Here is a 17,618-nt window from a genome sequence, read left to right on the forward strand (position 1 = left end):
CCCAGAGCACTCACGACGGCCTCGTGGACGCGGTCAACCACGTCTCGGACGTCCGTTCGTTCGACTGGCTCGTCCTCTCGGTCGCTGTGCTGTCGCTCCTTGCAACGATCGGTATTGCGGCTGTCGTGAACATGACGTCCGCCCGCCAGCGGAGGCAGGAACGGGAGCTCGAAACTGAACGGCAGCGTCAGCAGCGACGAATCGACGCACTGCGGATGGTCATCGAGCGACTCGACCGTTTTGACGGCGGCGGCATCGACACGAAGTCGCCGGATGCCAAGACCGACTTCTTCGTCGAGACGGAAACCGAGCGGAACCTCCTCTCCTCCGCGCTGGATTCAAACGGAGACGAGCCTTTGCTTCGACTCCTTCTCGCCGAGTTCAGCTATCAGGCGTCACAACGCATCGGAGGTTCGAACTCTGCCCCGATGCCCGTGCTGATAAAGCAGCTACAGGCCGACCTGAGCCGTGATGTGCTCACCTATTCGGCGAGTGCCGAGTACCGCGGAGCGCTCGCGACGTACGTCGACGAACATCCCCGAATCGATGTTCTGGCGTGGCTCGATTCGTGGAATTCCGTGCGTGCGGGACGGGCTGTGGAGGTCAAGTGAGCTGAGCCAGGGCCGTCTGCGCCAGACGCGCTAGGACTGCTGCGCCTCCGCGAGGATCGTCGTCAGGCGCGCGATCACCCCGTCCCGCACCTCGATGACGTCGACGCCGCGGACCTGCGGGTCACCGACCGGGCCGAAGCCCCAGGCGAGTGCGCCGTGGGATGCGGAGACGTAGCGGCGCCCCTCTTCGACGAACTGGAAGGCACCCGGTGCGCCGTCGAGGAGGGCAGCGGCCTTGGTCTCGAGCGCGTCCCAGCCGGTCACGGTCTCGTCGGGGTCCACGAACGCCACGTCCGGGGCGAAGGTGCGTTCGATCGCCGCCCGCCGGGACTCGGGATCCCGGTTCCCGAACACGTCGTGGAGGTTCGCGGTCAGCAGCTCGGAGGTCGTCGCCATGCCCGGAGCCTAGACGGCCGGGCCGCGGACCGGGACGATGGGCGCATGCCGCACACCGAGGTGCCCGTCATCGACGCCGCGCTCGTCGAGCGCCTCGTCGCCGAGCAGTTCCCCACCTGGGCCGGGCTCCCCGTCGAGGAGGCGGTCCCGCAGGGCTGGGACAACCGCACCTTCCGGCTCGGGGACACGCTGTCGGTGCGGCTCCCGAGCGCCGCGGGCTACGTCCCCGCGGTGGAGAAGGAGCAGCGGGTCCTGCCGTACCTCGCGCCCCGGCTCGGCATCCCGGTGCCCGAACCCGTCGGCATCGGACGGCCGGGCAGCGGCTACCCGTTCCCGTGGTCGGTGCGCCGGTGGTTGCCGGGCCGGGTCGCGGCCGGAGCGGACCCCGACCTGACGGCGCTCGCCGAGGACGTCGGCGCGGTCCTCCGGCAGCTCCGGACGGTCCCGCCGGCGGACGGTCCCGTCGCGGGAGCGCACTCGTTCCACCGTGGCGCACACCCGTCGGTCTACGGCGACGAGGTCGAGCGGGCACTCGCGGCGCTCGGGGACACGGTCGACCAGGCTGCGTGCCGGAGTGTCTGGGCAGCGGCGTGCGCGAGCAGGTGGGACCGACCGGGCGTCTGGTTCCACGGCGACGTCGCCCCGACGAACCTGCTGGTGGACGGGGCCGGGCGGCTCTCCGCGCTCATCGACTTCGGCACGTGCGGTGTCGGCGACCCGGCGTGCGACCTGGTGCTCGCGTGGACGTTCCTCGACCGGCCGGCCCGGCGGGTCTTCCGCGACGCCGTCGGTCTCGACGACGGCACCTGGGCGCGCGGACGCGGCTGGGCCCTCTGGAAGTCGCTCATCATGCTGGCCGGCAGCGCCGGTCCCGGTGACCGCGCTGGTCACGAGGCGGTCCTGGCCGCGGCCCTCGACGACCCGGCGCTGTGAAGCCGCCACGACGCGAGCGCGTAGACGGGAAGGCACACACACCGCGACGAGAGGAGCGCCCACCGTGCGCGCACTGACCTGGCAGGGCACCGAGAAGGTGTCCGTCGAGACCGTCCCCGATCCCACGATCCAGGAGCCGACCGATGCGGTCGTCCGGATCACCTCGACCGCGATCTGCGGCTCCGACCTCCACCTGTACCGGGTCCTCGGCCCGTACATCGACAAGGGCGACGTCCTCGGCCACGAGCCGATGGGCGTGGTCGAGGCGGTCGGCAGCGCGGTCACCAACCTCAAGGTGGGCGACCGTGTCGTCGTCCCCTTCAACATCTCCTGCGGTCACTGCTGGATGTGCCAGCACGGCCTGCAGTCCCAGTGCGAGACCACCCAGGTGACGGAGTACGGCAGCGGCGCCGCGCTCTTCGGCTACACGAAGATGTACGGCCAGGTCCCCGGCGGCCAGGCCGAGTACCTCCGCGTGCCGCACGCCGACTACGGCCCCATCGTGATCCCGGACGACGGCACCCCGGACGACCGGTGGCTGTTCCTCAGTGACATCCTCCCGACGGCGTGGCAGGGCGTGCAGTACGCCGGCGTGCCCGAGGGCGGGACCCTCGCGGTGCTCGGCCTCGGCCCGGTCGGACAGTTCGCCGCCCGCATCGGCAAGCACCTCGGCTACCGGGTGCTCGCCGTCGAGCCCGAGGCGGTGCGCCGTGACCTCGCCGCGAAGTACGGCGTCGAGACCTTCGACCTCGACAAGGACGTCGTCGCGCAGCTCGTCGACCTCACCGACGGTCGCGGACCGGACGGCGTCGTCGACGCGGTCGGCATGGAGGCGCACGGCAACGCGGTCGCCGGGTTCGCCCAGCGTGCCGCGGGCCTGCTGCCCGACAAGCTGGCGCAGAAGGCGATCGAGACCGCCGGCGTGGACCGGCTCGCAGCCGTGCACACCGCGATCGACCTCGTCCGCCGCGGCGGCACCGTCTCGCTGAGCGGTGTCTACGGCGGGATGGCCGACCCGATGCCGATGATGACGCTGTTCGACAAGCAGATCACCATCCGTGAGGGGCAGTGCAACGTGAAGCGCTGGATCGACGACATCATGCCGCTCGTCTCCGACCCGTCGGACCCGCTCGGCACGCTCGACCTGACGAGCCACCGGGTCTCGCTCGAGGACGCGCCGCACATGTACGAGGTCTTCCAGAAGAAGGAGGACGACTGCGTGAAGGTCGTGCTCGACCCGGCGATGGCCGCGTCGGCCGCCGCATGACCCGGGTCGTCGTCGTCGGTGCGACCGGCAACGTCGGGACGGCCGTGCTCCGCCGGCTCGCCGCGGAGCAGGACCTGCAGGTCGTCGGGGTCGCCCGGCGTCTGCCCGACGTGCACACCGCGCCGTACGGCGACGCGGTGTGGCACGCAGTCGACGTCGGCGCGCCCGATGCGGTGTCGCAGCTCGCCGCGGTGTTCCGTGGTGCCGACGCGGTGATCCACCTGGCGTGGGCGCTCCAGCCCACGCACGACATCCCCGCGCAGCACCGGACGAACGTGGTCGGGACGGCGAACGTCCTGGCCGCGGTCGCCGCTGCCGAGGTGCCGCAGGTCGTCGTCGCCTCGTCCGTCGGCGCGTACCGGGGCGTCGACGTCGACGGCAAGCGGGACCGCAAGGACGAGTCCTGGCCGGCAGACGGCATCCCGACGGCGACGTACGCGATCCACAAGGCGGCGAACGAGCGGGCGATGGACGCCTTCGCGCGGGAGCACCCGGAGGTCGTCGTGACGCGGCTGCGTCCCGGGCTCATCTTCCAGCGTGCGGCCGCGGCGGAGATCCGTGGACTGTTCCTCGGGAAGCTCATCCCGATGCGCGCCGTCCGGTGGATCCAGTGGGCGGTCCTGCCGTTGCCGTACGCGTTCGTGTTCCAGGCGGTGCACGCCGACGACGTCGCGGACGCCTACTGGCGGGTGGTCGACCAGCGTGCGGGTGGCGCGTTCAACATCGCCGCCTCGCCGGTGCTCACCCCGCCGCGCATCGCCGCCGTCCTCGGCATGCGCGGCGCGGTCCGGGTACCGTTCCGGCTGATCCGCGGCATCGTGACGCTGACGTGGCGGCTCCGGATCCAGCCGACCGACGCCGGCTGGGTGGACATCGCGGCGTCCGTCCCGGTGATGTCGACCGAGCGTGCGCGCACGGAACTCGGTTGGGAGGCCCGGCACCGTTCCACGGACGCGCTCGGTGAGCTGGTGGCCGGGTTCGCGGACGGCACGAGCGTCCCGGGGTCGGGTCCCCTGCACGGGTAGCCTGGCCCGGTGCTGCCTCCGGACCTGCTCGGCGACTGGGCACTGGACCGCGCCGTGCTCGACCGCCGCGCGGGGACGACCGGTCGCGTGACCGGGAGGACACTGCTCCGAGCGGTGGACGACTCGACGGTGTCGTGGACGGAGACCGGCACGATGGCGTTCGACGGCCGCTCGACACCGGTCTCCCGGGAGCTCCTGGTGCGCCGCACCGGGGACGACCGCTGGACCGTCCACTTCGCCGACGGCAGGCCGTTCCACGACTGGGTGTGGGGCACCACCGTGGTGCACGACTGCGCGCCGGACGAGTACACGGGCGTGCTCGCGGGGGACGTCGACCGGTGGACCGTCCGGTGGGAGGCGCGCGGTCCCGCGAAGGACTACCGCCTCGACAGCGTGCTCACCCCGGCGCGCTGAACGTCGGCCGCACCCGACAGACTGGGTGCATGGCACGCACCTCCGGCAAGTCCTCCGGCACCGACGCTCCTCGGATCACCCTCACCGAACCCGGTGACCTCACCGACTGGGCGCCCGGCCCCGGCGACGTGCTCACCGGGGACCGCATCGACGGGCGCCGGATCGCGTCGCTCGACATCGCGGGGGAGCGGCTGCCCGACCTCGAGATCGAGGAGTGCGTCGTCGAGGAACTCCACGCCGACGGGGCGGACCTCCGGGGCGTGCGGGTCCACGACACCGTGATCGAAGCGCTCGACGCCCCGGTGCTCCGCGCGTCGAGCAGCTCCTGGCGTGAAGTCCGGATCGGCGGCGGACGGGTCGGCTCCGCGGAGCTGTACGACTCCGGGCTGAACGGCGTCGAGTTCGTCGGGATGAAGCTCGGGTTCGTGAACCTCCGCGGTGCGACCGTCACCGACGTGGTGTTCCGCGACTGCGTCATCGACGAGCTCGACATCGCCGACGCCCGGCTGCTGCGGGTGTCGTTCGAGGGCACCCGGATCCGTGCGGCCGAGGGCTCGAACACCCGCATCGACCACGTGGACCTGCGCGGCGCCGACCTCGACCGGGTCGAACGACTCGAGGGTTTCCGCGGCGCGACGATCGCGGCGGACCAGCTCTACACGCTCGCCCCGTTGCTCGCCGCGCAGGCCGGCTACCGCGTGGAGTAGGCAGACACCCCGGACCGCGCGAGCGCGGCGGCGAGGTCGGCCTGCACCAGGTCGCCGTGGACCGCGGCGCCCGCCTGGGTGCCGGCAGCGGCCGACGCGATGACCGTCGCCATCGGGGACGCCACGTTCCCCGCGGCCCAGACCCCGCGCACGGAGGTCTGCCCCGTCGGGTCCACCGTGACGGCGCCGGCCACCCGGAAGTCGCCCATCCGGAAGTCCTCGGCGACGAGTCCGATCCCCTCGAGGCCGTCGACCCGTGCCTCGGCGGTGCTCGCAGCAGCCAGGGCGTCGAGGTCCACGACGGCGCCGTCGCCGAGCGCCACGCCCGTCAGCACGCCGTCCGTCGACAGCACCCGGGCCACCGCGCCGTCGATCACCTTGATGCCCCGGGCGTCGAAACCAGCACGGGCGGTGTCGTCGACGAGCCCGGGCTCGGTCGCGAACACCGTCACGTGCTCGCTCAGCGCCCGCCACAGCAACGCCTGGTGCGCCCCGAACGGCGTCGTCACGAGCACCCCGATGCGGCGGTCGCGGATCTCCCACCCGTGGCAGAACGGGCAGTGCACGACGCCGCGGCCCCACTGCTCCGCGAGCCCCGGCACGTCCGGCAGGACGTCTACGGCGCCGGAGGCGACGACGACCCGACGGGCGTGCACCTGCTCGCCGGAGTCGAGGGTGGCCGTGAAGCCGACCGGGTCGCCGTCGGGGACGGGCGTGGCGGACGTGGCCACGAGCCTCCCGGCCATGACGTCGACGCCGTACCGCGCGACCTCGTCCCGACCGGTCCTGGTGAGGTCCCGGGGAGGCGTCGCCTCCTGCCCGAGGTAGTTGTGGACGCCCGCCGCCGGGGCGTTGCGGGGTTCGCCCGCGTCCACCACCAGCACGGATCGGCGGGACCGGCCGAGGATGAGGGCTGCTGAGAGGCCGGCGGCTCCGCCGCCGATGACGATCACGTCGTAGGTGTCACGCATGCCGACATCGTGCGGTGTGGGCGCGCATCCGGCAACGATCCTTGCCGGTATGGCAACATGACCGGCATGGACCACGGACGGGAGGCCCGCCCCACCCCGCGCACGACGGCCGAGGTCGTCGACGGGGTCGGGCCGCGACTGCGCACCCTGCGGCAGCGACGTGACGTCACGCTCGCGGCCCTCGCGACGGAGACGGGCATCTCGGTGTCGACGCTCTCGCGGCTCGAGTCGGGACAGCGGAAGCCGACCCTCGAGCTCCTGCTGCCGCTGGCGCGGGCGTACCAGGTGCCGCTCGACGACCTCGTCGGAGCGCCGCGGACCGGCGACCCGCGGGTGCACCTGCAGCCCGAGGTGCACGGCGGCCGCGTGGTGGTGCCCCTCACCCGGCGGACCGGGGGTGTGCGGTCGTTCAAGCAGCTGTTCCCGCCGAACTCGCCCGGCGGCGAACCCGACCTGCGGACGCACGAGGGGTACGAGTGGCTCTACGTGCTGTCCGGGCGGCTCCGGCTGCTCCTCGGGGAACGCGACCTCGACCTCGGGCCCGGCGAGGTCGTGGAGTTCGACACCCACACGCCGCACTGGATCGGCAACGTCACCGACGAGGTCACCGAGGTGCTCTGCCTGTACGGGCCGCAGGGGGAGCGGGCACACGTGCGGGCGCGGCCCGTGCGCTGAGCCCGGTGCGCTCCGAGGCCATCCTGGGCCGCTGACCATCGAGCAGCGCGCATGGTCGGTCGGTACCGCCGCGGGTGCAGCGCCCGCGGTCATCGATCCGGAAGGCCCACCATGACGACGACCCCGCCCGGGAACGACTCCGGGACCCCGATCCACGACCGGACGGCCGCTGCGGACGGCCATGAGATCCGTCCCGGCGTGACCGTGCCCTCCTGGGCGAACACGACACCGCTCGACCGAGGCCGCGACGCGGACCTCGCCGCAGACCCCGTCGACGACCTGACCGTCGACGAGGCGTTCGACCCCGTCCCCGCGAACGAGCAGTTGCCCGCGACGCCGAGTGCTGCCGGCAGCGGCGGCGACGGCAGCGGGAAGGCCGATGCGGCCAAGGGTGCAGCCCAGGACGTCGCCGGTGACGCGAAGGCCAAGGCGTCCGACGTCGCCGGCACCGCCAAGGAACAGGCGTCCAAGGTCGCCTCCGAAGCGACCGACCACGCCAAGCAGCTCTACGGCCAGGCATCCGAGAACCTCAAGCAGCAGGCAGCCGAACAGCAGCAGCGTGCCGCGGGCGGACTGCGCAGCATCAGCGACCAGCTCGGCCGCATGGCGGAGAACGACGACGAGCAGGGCGTTGCGTCGAAGGTCGTCCGTGACCTCTCCGGCCGTGCGAACTCGGTCGCCGGGTTCCTCGAGAACCGTGACCCGGGTTCGCTCCTCGACGAGGTGAAGTCCTTCGCGGCGAAGCGCCCGGGCACGTTCATCGCGCTCGCCGCGGGCGCCGGGATCCTCGCCGGACGGCTCACCAAGGCGCTCGCGACCGAGGTCAAGCACGAGAAGGAAGCCGACATCACCGGCGACGGCACCACCGGGACCGGGACCGGGAGCGGCGTATGAGCCACACCGTCCCCGGCGCGACACCGACGGGCCAACCGAGCCCCGAGGAACGCGCCGCGAGCACCCCGCTCGGCGAACTCCTGACCGACGTCTCTCGCGACATCTCCAGCCTGTTCCGGCAGGAGGTCGCGCTGGCGAAGGCCGAGATCACCGAGTCCGCGAAGAAGGCGGGCAAGGGCGCCGGCATGTTCGGCGGTGCGGGCCTGACCGCGCTGTTCGCCCTGCTGTTCCTGTCGATCGCCGCCTGGTGGGGTCTCGGCTACCTCATCGGCAACGCGTGGTCGGCAGTCGTGATCGCGGTGGTCTACGCGATCGTCGCCGGCATCCTCGCGCTGCTGGGACGCAAGCAGATGCAGCAGATCAAGGGTGTTCCCCAGACCGTGGAGACGGCCAAGGAGATCCCCGACGCACTGAAGCCCAACACCGGGAGGAACGCATGAGCACGCCAGACGAGATCCGCAGAGAGATCGAACAGACACGAGGGACCCTGGGTTCCGACGTCGACGCACTCGCCGACAAGGTCAGCCCGTCCTCGATCGCCCACCGCCAGACCGAGAAGGTGAAGAGCCGGTTCCAGGGCGTCCGCGACTCCGTGATGGGCGCGGCGGACTCGGCACGGTCGAGTGCCTCGGGGTCCGCCTCGGGTGCGACCGACCAGGCGAAGGACGTCGCCCAGCGTGGCGTCGAGAAGGCCAAGGGTAACCCGCTCGCCGTCGGGCTGATCGCGTTCGGCGCCGGGTGGCTCGCATCGTCGCTCATCCCGACCTCGTCCAAGGAGGAGGAGCTGGCCGGTGAGCTCAAGGACCGCGCAGCACCCCTCGTCGACGAGGTCAAGGAGCAGGCGAAGGACGTCGGTTCCCAGCTCGGTGACGTCGCGAAGGAGCACGCGCAGGACCTCAAGGGGACCGCGCAGGACGCGGCCCAGACCGTCAAGGACGAGGCGCAGGGCGCCGCGTCCGACGTGGAGGACCACGCGCAGCAGTCCGCGGACGACGTCCGCGGGGCCTGAGGCCGGAGCACGGCACGGACGGGAGGCACGGTGCCAGCTGGCGCCGTGCCTCCCGTCCGTCGCCTGGTCGCGGCTCCGTCGTCTGGTCGCGTCGCGCTCGCTGGACCGGTCCCGAGCACGTCGGGAGTTCGCTGGACGGATGGCAGACGCTCCCACGACCGCAGTCCTGTTCGACATCGACGGCACGCTCGTCGACTCCAACTACGCCCACGTCGACGCCTGGTGGCGCGCGTTCCGGGCGATCGGGGCCTCAGTGGACGCCTGGCGCATCCACCGGGCGATCGGGATGGACTCCTCGCGGCTCCTCGAGGAGCTGCTGCCGGATGCCTCCGACGACGAGCGCGACACCGCGAAGCAGCACCACACGGCGTACTACGCCGAGCACATGCCGTTCCTGCGCCCGCTGCCGGGTGCCCGTGACCTGCTCGAGGCCGTCGCGTCCCGTGGGCACGCGGTGGTGCTCGCGACGAGCGCCCCGGCGTCCGAGCTCGAACGGCTCCGCGAGGTGCTCGACGTCGAGCAGTGGATCACCGCGGTGACGAGTTCCGAGGACGTGGACGAGGCCAAGCCGGCCCCCGGGATCATGCAGGTCGCGCTGGACAAGGTCGGGGTCGAGCCGTCCCGTGCGGTGATGGTGGGTGACGCGATGTGGGACGTGGAGGCCTCCTCGAAGGTCGGGATCCCGTGCGTCTCGGTGATGACCGGCGGGATCGGCGGCGACGAGCTGCGGGAGGCGGGCGCCGCTGCGGTGTACGACGACGCGGCGGCGTTGCTCGCGGGACTCGACGACTCGCCGATCGGCGCACTCGACCAACCGGCTCCGTGAGCGTTCGCGGCCTCCACGGGAACCGGTGGGGTTCGCTCGCTCCTGCTCGGTCGTGGGAGGATCGTCGATCGTGATCACGATCGAACGCGTCAGCTGGGACGACCCTCGCGGAGTCGTCCTCCGTGCCCGCATGGACGAGGAGATGCACGAGCGGTACGGCTCCTCGGCCGGTGACGAGGACCCGGCCGTCACCGAAGAACGGAACCGCGCGCTCGCGGTCGATCCCTCCACGGTCATCACCTCGCTGCTCGCGATCGACGAGTCCGGCGAGGCCGTCGGCCACATCGCCGTCCGCCGTCTCCGCGACGAGGTCGAGCTGAAGCGCCTCATCGTGCTGTCCTCCGCCCGCGGGAAGGGTGCGGCGACCGCGCTGCTCGACGAGTGCGAGCGGGTCGGCCGTGAGCAGGGGGCCGCGCGGCTCATCCTGCAGACCGGGGACAAGCAGCCGGACGCGGTCGCGCTCTACGAGAAGACCGGTTGGCGTGCGATCCCGGTCTACGAGCCGTACGCGGCGACGATGCCCTGGTCGTTCTGCTTCGACAAGGCCCTGTAGCTGGGAACTCTCCACGAGGAATTGCACTCTGGTGACCGGAGTGCAATTCTTGCTCGGTGAGTACCGCTGAACGCACCCGCGCGCTGCGTCGCCGCATGATCGTCGAAGCACGTCGGTCGACCGTGGCCGACGGTCTGCACGGGTTCACGATCGAGCAGCTCTGCGAGACCGTCGGAGTCTCCCGTCGCACGTTCTTCAACCACTTCGCCTCGAAGGAAGACGCCGTCCTCGGCATCGAACTCAACGCGAACGTCGACATGCTGCTGGCCTACGCCCGCGGCGAAGTGGTCCCGGCGACCCTCGACCCGCTCACGTCCGTCGTCGCGCTCGCCGTCGAACAGGTGCGCACCGTCGGACTCGACCGCGCGGACGAAGCCCTCGTCCGCCGGGTCTTCGAGCGTGAGCCGGCGCTGGTCGCCCGGTTCCTCTCGGCGACCGACGTGCAGCTCGCCAAGGTCGCGGAAGCGGTGCGGGAACGCTTCGGCTGGACCGTCCCCGACGATCCGCGCGCCCGGCTCGTGACCGAGTCCGCCGCGGGGCTGCTCCGCGTGACCGCCGCCGACTACTTCGACGACGACTACGACGAGTCGACGGGCGCGCCGTTCGACGAACTGCTCACCACGAACCTCCGCCTCATGAGGGCGGCCATCACCACCGGACAGGACGACACCCCATGAGCACCTCAGCGCCGCGGACCGCCAAGCGCGCACGCCCGGGCAGCGACGGACCACTGCTGCTGACCCAGCGCCGCATCTGGATCATCTTCTCCGCCCTCATCGCCGGGATGCTGCTCTCCAGCCTCGACCAGACCATCGTGTCGACCGCGATGCCGACCATCGTCGGCGACCTCGGTGGCGTCGCGCACCAGGCGTGGATCACGACCGGGTACCTGCTGGCATCCACGATCGTGATGCCCATCTACGGCAAGTTCGGTGACGTCATCGGCCGCCGCAACCTGTTCCTCGTGGCGATCGCGCTCTTCACGCTGGCGTCGCTCGGCTGCGCGATGTCGACCGGCTTCTGGCAGTTCGTGGTGTTCCGCGCGCTGCAGGGCCTCGGCGGTGGCGGTCTGATGATCCTGTCCCAGGCGATCATCGCGGACATCGTCCCCGCGTCCGAGCGCGGCAAGTACCTCGGCCCGCTCGGCGCGATCTTCGGCCTCTCCGCCGTCGGTGGCCCGCTCCTCGGCGGGTTCTTCGTCGACCACATGACCTGGCACTGGGCGTTCTGGATCAACATCCCGGTGGGGATCGCGGCGTTCGCCGTCGCCTGGTTCGCGCTGACCCTGCCGAGCAAGAAGGCGACCAAGCGCATCGACGTCCTCGGGGTCGCGCTGCTGTCCGCGACGACCGCGTGCCTGGTGTTCTTCACCGAGTTCGGCGGCAACAGCGACCACGGCTGGGGTGCGCTCGAGACCTGGGCGTGGGGCGCCGGGTTCATCGTCGCCGCAGCGCTGTTCGTCCTGACCGAAGCGCGGGCCCAGGACCCGATCATCCCGCTGTCGTTCTTCCGGAACCGCACGTTCGTCACCGCCACGGCGATCGGCTTCGTGCTCGGGCTCGGCATGTTCGCCGCGATCGGCTTCGTCCCGACGTTCCTGCAGATGGCGTCGGGCACCTCGGCCGCCGTCTCCGGGCTCCTGATGCTGCCGATGATGGTCGGCCTGATGGGCACCTCGATCCTCTCCGGCACGCTCATCACGAAGACGGGCCGGTACCGGGCGTTCCCGATCATCGGCACGATCGTCGTCGGCCTGGCGATGCTCGGGATGACGACGCTCGCCGCAGCCACCCCGATCTGGCTGATCTGCGTGTACCTGTTCGTGTTCGGCGCCGGCCTCGGTCTGATCATGCAGGTCGTGGTCCTCGTGGCGCAGAACGCCGTGGCGCCGGAGCACGTCGGCACGGCGACCTCGACGAACAACTACTTCCGCGAGGTCGGCGCCTCCCTCGGCGTCGCCGTCTTCGGTGCGATCTTCACCTCGCGCTTGACCGAGTCCCTGACCGACGTCTTCACGAGCGCCGGCGGCAGTGCGTCGCAGGCGGCGAGTGCGAGCGCGAGCATCGACCCGACGCAGCTCGCGAAGCTGCCCGAGGCGGTGCAGGACGGCATCGTGAACGCCTACGCCGACTCGCTGTCCCCGGTGTTCTGGTACCTGCTGCCGTTCATCGCGGTGGCGCTCGTGCTCGCGCTGTTCATCCCGCAGATGAAGCTCGCGGACGTGGCCGGCATGGTCGCCCGCGGCGAGGCGGTCGGTGGTGCCGAGGCGGACGAGCTCGAGCGTGCCCAGCGCGGCGCGGAGCGTCCGACGGAGTCGGTCGGCTCCGGCACGGGGTCGGTCCCGACGGCCCGGCACGACGAGTAGTCGTCACCATCCACGGACGGGAGGCCCGGTGCCAGCTGGCACCGGGCCTCCCGTCCGTCTGCGGGTCGCGCGCCCGCGCCCGCGGCTCGCTCGCGCTCGCGCCCGCGGCTCGCTCGCGCCTGCGCCCGCAGCTCGCTCGCGCTCGGTGCGTCCGCACCTTCCGACACCGCAGAGGTCGTTCGACTTGCGCCCTGTCGGAACTCCCGGACGCATCCTCTGCGTGTGCATCTTTCGACACCGCAGAGTCGTTCGAGTGGCGTCGCGTCGGAACTTGCCGACACATCCCCTTCGGTCGATGCGTCGGCACCTTCCGACACCGCAGTGGTCGATCGACTCCTGCCGTGTCGGAAGTTGCGGACGCATCCTCTGCGTGTGCATCTTTCGACACCGCAGAGGTCGTTCGACTTGTGCGGTGTCGGAACTCGCGTGCGGACGGAGCTGCGGGAGCGCACGCGCACGCGCACGGTGCGCGCGCCCGGCGCAGCGCGTCAGGCGCCGGTACTCGCGCGGGGGATGAGCCGCGTGGGGAGCGCCGGCGACGGCGCCGAGGTGCCGTCGAGCGTCGCGAGCAGCCGGAGCGCTGCGGCCCGGCCGAGGTCGGCGCCGGGGAGTGCCACGCTCGTCAGCGCCGGCGCGGTGACCGACGAGGACGGCAGGTCGTCGAACCCTGCGACGGCGAGGCTCCCCGGAACCGCGACGCCCCGGGCCCCCGCGACTCGGAGCACCCCGTACGCCAGGGTGTCCGCCGCGGCGACCACGGCCGTGACGCCCTCGGCGAGCCAGTCGTCGACCACCCCGTCGACGGCGGCGGCAGCGGCGTCGATCGTCAGGTCGGCCTGGGCGCGCGTCCGGGACACCGTGATGCCGGCGGCGGTGCAGGCGTCCTCGAACAGGGACCGGCGGACGGCGAACGTCGTCGCCCGTGACGTCCCGTCGAGGTACGCGACGCGCCGGTGTCCGGCGGCGGCGAGGTGTGCGACGAGCGCCGACACCCCGGACGAGAGGTCGTAGTTGACGGCGTCGGCGCCTCCCGGGGCGTCGAGCAGCACGACGGGGACGCTCGCGGACATCGACTCACCCGCGGCGGGGGCGTCGACGAGGATCCCGGCGGGCCGGAGCCGCTCGAAGCGCCGGACGTCCGCGTCGACCGGCTGCGCGCCGCGCTCGGTGACGGAGAGCACGAGCTGGAAGCGGTCCCCGACGGTGTCCCGGACGCCGCGGATGACCTCGGCGAAGAACGGGTTCGACAGGTCCGGCGCGATGAGGACGACCAGGTCGCCACTGCCGCGCGCGAGGGAGCTGGCGGCGTGGTCGACGACGTAGCCGAGCTCCTCGACCGCGTCGCGGACCCGTGTGGCGATCGGGATCGACACACGGCCGCGGTCCTTGCCGTTCACGACGAGCGAGACGGTCGCGATGCTCGTCCCGGCGCGCTCGGCGACCATCGCCGCGGTGACACGACGGCTGTTCCGGGGAGGGGGTGCCACGCGTCGATGCTACCGAGCGGACCCGCAGGACTTGACGTCAAGCGTTTGATGATGTGTGATGTCAAACGCTTGACGCGGCGTGCATGGCGCGTCAGGCCACCGACACCACCGGCGAGCCCGACACCACGGCGACGACCGGAATCCCCAGCGAAGTGGAGCACCAGTGCCCGAGAAGATCATCCTCGACTGCGACCCCGGTCACGACGACGCCGTCGCGATCCTCCTGGCCCACGGCAACCCGGACATCGAGCTCCTCGCCGTGACGACCGTCGTCGGCAACCAGACCCTGCCGAAGGTCACCCGGAACGCCCTCGCCGTGGCCCGCATCGCCGGCATCACCGGTGTCCCGTTCGCCGCCGGCGCCGACCGGCCGCTGCTCCGCGAGATCGAGGTCGCCGAGGGCATCCACGGCGAGAGCGGCCTCGACGGACCGATGCTGCCCGAGCCGTCGTTCCAGCTCGACGAGCGGCACGCGGTCGACCTCATCATCGAGACCGTGATGGCGCACGAGCCCGGCACGGTCACGCTCGTGCCGACCGGCGGGCTGACGAACATCGCGCTCGCGGCCCGCAAGGAGCCCCGCATCGTCGAGCGCGTCAAGCAGGTCGTGCTCATGGGCGGCGGTGTGCACGTCGGCAACTGGAGCCCGGTCGCCGAGTTCAACATCGTGATCGACCCCGAGGCCGCCTCGATCGTCTTCGACGCCGGCTGGGACGTCGTCATGGTCGGCCTCGACCTGACGCACCAGGCCCTCGCCACCCCCGAGGTCGCGGCGCGCATCGCGGCCGTCGGCACCGGCCCGGCAGCGTTCGTCGGCGAGCTGCTGGACTTCTTCGGCCAGACCTACAAGGACGCGCAGGGCTTCGACGCCCCGCCGGTCCACGACCCCTGCGCCGTCGCGTACGTCATCGACCCGACGGTCGTCCGTGCCGTGAAGGTCCCGATCCACGTCGAGACCCAGGGCACGCTGACCCTCGGCATGACCGTCGCCGACTTCCGTGCCCCCGCCCCGGATGACTGCCGCACGAGCGCCGCGATGGAGCTCGACCACGGCCGCTTCTGGGACCTCGTCGTCGACGCCCTCGAGCGCATCGGCGAGACCCCCGACACCGGCTGGACGCCCCGCGCAGCCGCCACCGCCGTCGAAGCCGGCACCACCGTCACCACCACCGAGAAGGCCTGACGCACATGACCACCTCATCGACGAAGAAGTCGATCGGCGCACTCACCGCCGCGCTCCTCGCAGCCTGCATCGCGTTCCAGCTGAACGCGAGCATGCTCAGCCCCGCCCTGGTCACCATGGCGAGGGAGCTCCACACCGACGACGCGACGATCGGGCTCTCGCAGACCCTGTACTTCACGCTCGCCGCGCTGTTCTCGCTGTTCCTGCCGCGCCTGTCCGACATCGTCGGCCGCAAGCGCGTCCTGGTGGGCATGCTCGCCGTGATGCTCGTCGGCAGCATCGTCGCGGCGCTCGCGGTGAACGTCCCGATGCTCTTCACCGGCCGCATCATCCAGGGTGTCACCGGTCCGGTCGTCCCGATCTGCCTCCTCGTGCTCCGCAACGAGATCGCCGACCCGAAGCGCTACGGCGCCGCGCTCGGTCTGCTCACCGCGGTCAACGGCGGCATCGCCGGGATCGACTCGCTCGCCGGTGGGTGGATCGCCACGAACTTCGGCTTCCGCGGCATCTTCTGGGTGATCGCCGTCGTCACGGTCATCGCGCTCGCGATGGTGGCCGTCTGGGGCGTCGAGTCGAAGCCGTCGGCCGGCACCCGGATGGACTGGATCGGGGTGGTGCCGCTCGTCGTCTCGGTCGGCGCACTCCTCACCGCCTTCAACGAGGCGGGGAAGCTCGGCGCCGCCAACCCGCTCGTCGTCATCGGCGGGATCGTCGTCGCGCTGGCCGCGTTCGCCGTGTTCTGGGCGGTGGAGTCCCGCGTCAAGGAGCCGCTCGTCGAGACCCGGTTCCTGAAGCGCCGGGCGACGTGGGCGCTCCTCGCGACGACCTTCCTCACGATGACCGGTGTCTTCGCCGTCGTGAACGGCCTCGTCACGTCGCTCGCGCAGAACCCGGACGCCGGCTTCGGGATGGAGGCCGACCTCGCCTCCCTGGTGTTCCTCACGCCGTACGCGTTGGTCGGGTGGATCGTCGGCCCGTTCGCCGGTCGCCTCGCCCCGACGATCGGCTACCGCGCGATCCTGCGTGTCGGCCTGATCGGCAGCATCGTCGCGACGCTGCTGATGGCGTTCGTCGGCGTGCACTCCCTGCCGGTCCTCGTCGTCGCGACCGTCCTGATCGGCATCACCTACGCGGGCATCGCGAACATCATCCTGAACGGCCTCGGCATCGTCCTGTCCCCGGACTCGAACCCGGGCTTCCTGCCCGGCCTGAACGCGGGTGCGTTCAACCTCGGCGCCGGCGTCAGCTTCGCCGTGCTGCCGGCCCTGCAGATCGCCCTCGGCGTCGGCGGGTCAGCGGGGACCGCCGGCTACTCCGGTGGGATGCTGCTCGGTGCCGTGATCACGATCGCCGCCCTGGCGACGTCGTTCCTGATCCCCCGTCCGGAGAGCGCCGAGACCACGTCCGTCGCCCCGCAGAAGGAGACCGTCCGTTGACCGACACCATCGTGATCGTCGGGTCGCTGAACGCGGACCTGGTGGTCCGCACCGACCGCTTCCCGAAGCCCGGTGAGACCCTGCACGGGTCCGACCTCGCCACCCTGCCCGGGGGCAAGTCCGCCAACCAGGCGGTGGCCGCCGGGAGGCTCGGGGGCACGGTGCGCATGATCGGCGCGGTCGGCGACGACGGGAACGGTGCGCTGCTCCGCGACTCCGTCGCGGCCGCGGGTGCGGACACCACGCACGTCGCCGTCCGGGAGGGCGTGGCCACCGGCACCGCCGTCATCACCGTGGACGCGCACGGGGAGAACACCATCGTGATCTCCGGCGGCGCGAACGCCACGCTGACGCCGGACGACGTCCCTGCCGACGCCTTCACGGGCGCCGCGGTGCTCGGGCTCTGCCTCGAGGTCTCGATCGACGTGGTCCTCGCCGCCGCCCGTGCCGCGCACGACGCCGGGGTCACGGTCCTGACGAACCTGTCCCCGTTCGGCGACGTGCCCCGCGAGCTCCTCGACCTCACCGACGTGCTGCTGGTGAACGAGCACGAGGCCGCCGAGCTCGGCGACCACGGCGTCGCCCGCTCGATCGTCACCCGGGGTGGCGACGGCAGCATCGTGCACGACGGCGACGCCGAGCCCGTCGAGGTCCCGGCGATCCCGGTCGAGGCCGTCGACACCACGGGCTGCGGCGACGCGTTCATGGGTGCCGTGGCGCTCCGGCTCGCCGCCGGCGACTCCCTCGTCGACGCGGCGCGGTTCGCCGCCGGGGTCGGGGCGTACGCCGCGACCGGGGCCGGGGCGCAGGCGTCGTACCCGACCACCGACCAGCTCGAGGCGTTCCTGCGGGCGTAGGAACAGCCT

General features: G+C 71.8%; 20 protein-coding genes. 17 read left to right on the forward strand and 3 right to left on the reverse strand.

The features are described from left to right. The first annotated feature begins 23 nt into the window (after positions 1 to 23). Positions 24 to 611: a hypothetical protein gene (locus EDF55_RS13090; RefSeq protein ID WP_123655378.1), complete on the forward strand. Its 588-nt coding sequence runs from the start codon at positions 24 to 26 to the stop codon at positions 609 to 611. Positions 612 to 641: 30 nt separating this feature from the next. On the opposite strand, the gene EDF55_RS13095 is transcribed toward EDF55_RS13090, so the two are convergent. Then, positions 642 to 1,007: a nuclear transport factor 2 family protein gene (locus tag EDF55_RS13095; RefSeq protein ID WP_123655379.1), complete on the reverse strand. Its 366-nt coding sequence runs from the start codon at positions 1,005 to 1,007 to the stop codon at positions 642 to 644. 45 nt (positions 1,008 to 1,052) lie between these two features. Between EDF55_RS13095 and EDF55_RS13100 the strand changes: the two genes are divergently transcribed. The 5 genes from EDF55_RS13100 to EDF55_RS13120 all read left to right on the forward strand — a co-directional run bounded on the left by EDF55_RS13100 (position 1,053) and on the right by EDF55_RS13120 (position 5,353). After that, complete coding sequence (locus EDF55_RS13100; protein WP_123655380.1) at positions 1,053 to 1,940, forward strand: aminoglycoside phosphotransferase family protein; 888 nt, start codon at positions 1,053 to 1,055, stop codon at positions 1,938 to 1,940. A 64-nt stretch (positions 1,941 to 2,004) separates the two neighbouring features. Further along, complete coding sequence (locus tag EDF55_RS13105) at positions 2,005 to 3,207, forward strand: zinc-dependent alcohol dehydrogenase (RefSeq protein ID WP_123655381.1); 1,203 nt, start codon at positions 2,005 to 2,007, stop codon at positions 3,205 to 3,207. After that, the gene (locus EDF55_RS13110; protein ID WP_123655382.1) at positions 3,204 to 4,232 is read left to right on the forward strand and encodes an NAD-dependent epimerase/dehydratase family protein; all 1,029 of its coding nucleotides are present in this window, start codon (positions 3,204 to 3,206) and stop codon (positions 4,230 to 4,232) included. Before EDF55_RS13105 ends, EDF55_RS13110 begins: the two co-directional genes overlap by 4 nt. Positions 4,233 to 4,241: 9 nt before the next feature. Further along, entirely contained in the window at positions 4,242 to 4,646 is a 405-nt protein-coding gene (locus tag EDF55_RS13115) for a DUF6314 family protein (RefSeq protein ID WP_123655383.1), read from the forward strand. A gap of 29 nt (positions 4,647 to 4,675) precedes the next feature. Further along, positions 4,676 to 5,353 (forward strand): pentapeptide repeat-containing protein, encoded by a 678-nt coding sequence (locus EDF55_RS13120; protein WP_123655384.1) that lies wholly within the window; start codon positions 4,676 to 4,678, stop codon positions 5,351 to 5,353. Here EDF55_RS13120 and EDF55_RS13125 read toward each other — a convergent pair. Then, positions 5,338 to 6,324, reverse strand: a complete 987-nt coding sequence (locus tag EDF55_RS13125) for an NAD(P)/FAD-dependent oxidoreductase (protein ID WP_123655385.1) — start codon at positions 6,322 to 6,324, stop codon at positions 5,338 to 5,340. The two genes, EDF55_RS13120 and EDF55_RS13125, sit on opposite strands and share 16 nt — an antisense overlap. 57 nt (positions 6,325 to 6,381) lie before the next feature. On the opposite strand from EDF55_RS13125, the gene EDF55_RS13130 reads away from it, so the two are divergent. The 8 genes from EDF55_RS13130 (at position 6,382) to EDF55_RS13165 (ending at position 12,646) form a co-directional block, all read left to right on the forward strand. After that, positions 6,382 to 6,999, forward strand: a complete 618-nt coding sequence (locus EDF55_RS13130; RefSeq protein ID WP_395870324.1) for a helix-turn-helix domain-containing protein — start codon at positions 6,382 to 6,384, stop codon at positions 6,997 to 6,999. Positions 7,000 to 7,110: 111 nt separating this feature from the next. Further along, positions 7,111 to 7,893, forward strand: coding sequence for a hypothetical protein (locus tag EDF55_RS13135; RefSeq protein WP_123655387.1), 783 nt, complete (start codon positions 7,111 to 7,113; stop codon positions 7,891 to 7,893). Continuing rightward, entirely contained in the window at positions 7,890 to 8,333 is a 444-nt protein-coding gene (locus tag EDF55_RS13140) for a phage holin family protein (protein WP_123655388.1), read from the forward strand. Before EDF55_RS13135 ends, EDF55_RS13140 begins: the two co-directional genes overlap by 4 nt. Continuing rightward, positions 8,330 to 8,902 carry a DUF3618 domain-containing protein gene (locus EDF55_RS13145; RefSeq protein ID WP_123655389.1) on the forward strand — a complete coding sequence of 191 codons (573 nt, stop codon included), beginning with the start codon at positions 8,330 to 8,332 and terminating at the stop codon, positions 8,900 to 8,902. Before EDF55_RS13140 ends, EDF55_RS13145 begins: the two co-directional genes overlap by 4 nt. A gap of 139 nt (positions 8,903 to 9,041) precedes the next feature. After that, positions 9,042 to 9,728 carry an HAD family hydrolase gene (locus tag EDF55_RS13150; RefSeq protein WP_123655390.1) on the forward strand — a complete coding sequence of 229 codons (687 nt, stop codon included), beginning with the start codon at positions 9,042 to 9,044 and terminating at the stop codon, positions 9,726 to 9,728. A 70-nt stretch (positions 9,729 to 9,798) separates the two neighbouring features. Continuing rightward, positions 9,799 to 10,281 (forward strand): GNAT family N-acetyltransferase, encoded by a 483-nt coding sequence (locus tag EDF55_RS13155; protein WP_243698171.1) that lies wholly within the window; start codon positions 9,799 to 9,801, stop codon positions 10,279 to 10,281. 56 nt (positions 10,282 to 10,337) lie between these two features. Then, on the forward strand, positions 10,338 to 10,958 hold the full coding sequence (locus tag EDF55_RS18850) for a TetR/AcrR family transcriptional regulator (protein WP_165931309.1): 621 nt from the start codon (positions 10,338 to 10,340) through the stop codon (positions 10,956 to 10,958). Further along, positions 10,955 to 12,646, forward strand: coding sequence for an MDR family MFS transporter (locus EDF55_RS13165; protein WP_123655391.1), 1,692 nt, complete (start codon positions 10,955 to 10,957; stop codon positions 12,644 to 12,646). The genes EDF55_RS18850 and EDF55_RS13165 overlap by 4 nt, the downstream gene beginning before the upstream one ends. 488 nt (positions 12,647 to 13,134) lie before the next feature. Here EDF55_RS13165 and EDF55_RS13170 read toward each other — a convergent pair whose 3' ends face one another. Next, positions 13,135 to 14,133 carry a LacI family DNA-binding transcriptional regulator gene (locus EDF55_RS13170; RefSeq protein ID WP_260235929.1) on the reverse strand — a complete coding sequence of 333 codons (999 nt, stop codon included), beginning with the start codon at positions 14,131 to 14,133 and terminating at the stop codon, positions 13,135 to 13,137. Positions 14,134 to 14,296: 163 nt separating this feature from the next. Here EDF55_RS13170 and EDF55_RS13175 point away from each other — a divergent pair, with 163 nt between their 5' ends. From EDF55_RS13175 to EDF55_RS13185, 3 genes are read left to right on the forward strand one after another with little or no spacing between them, the layout of a single operon-like run. Continuing rightward, entirely contained in the window at positions 14,297 to 15,316 is a 1,020-nt protein-coding gene (locus EDF55_RS13175; protein WP_123655392.1) for a nucleoside hydrolase, read from the forward strand. Between the two features lie 5 nt (positions 15,317 to 15,321). Continuing rightward, positions 15,322 to 16,752 carry an MFS transporter gene (locus tag EDF55_RS13180; RefSeq protein ID WP_123655393.1) on the forward strand — a complete coding sequence of 477 codons (1,431 nt, stop codon included), beginning with the start codon at positions 15,322 to 15,324 and terminating at the stop codon, positions 16,750 to 16,752. Then, the gene (locus EDF55_RS13185) at positions 16,749 to 17,609 is read left to right on the forward strand and encodes a ribokinase (RefSeq protein WP_123655394.1); all 861 of its coding nucleotides are present in this window, start codon (positions 16,749 to 16,751) and stop codon (positions 17,607 to 17,609) included. Before EDF55_RS13180 ends, EDF55_RS13185 begins: the two co-directional genes overlap by 4 nt. Positions 17,610 to 17,618 lie beyond the last annotated feature (9 nt).

It is taken from the genome of Curtobacterium sp. ZW137 (assembly GCF_003762905.1).
Taxonomy (GTDB): Bacteria; Actinomycetota; Actinomycetes; order Actinomycetales; family Microbacteriaceae; genus Curtobacterium.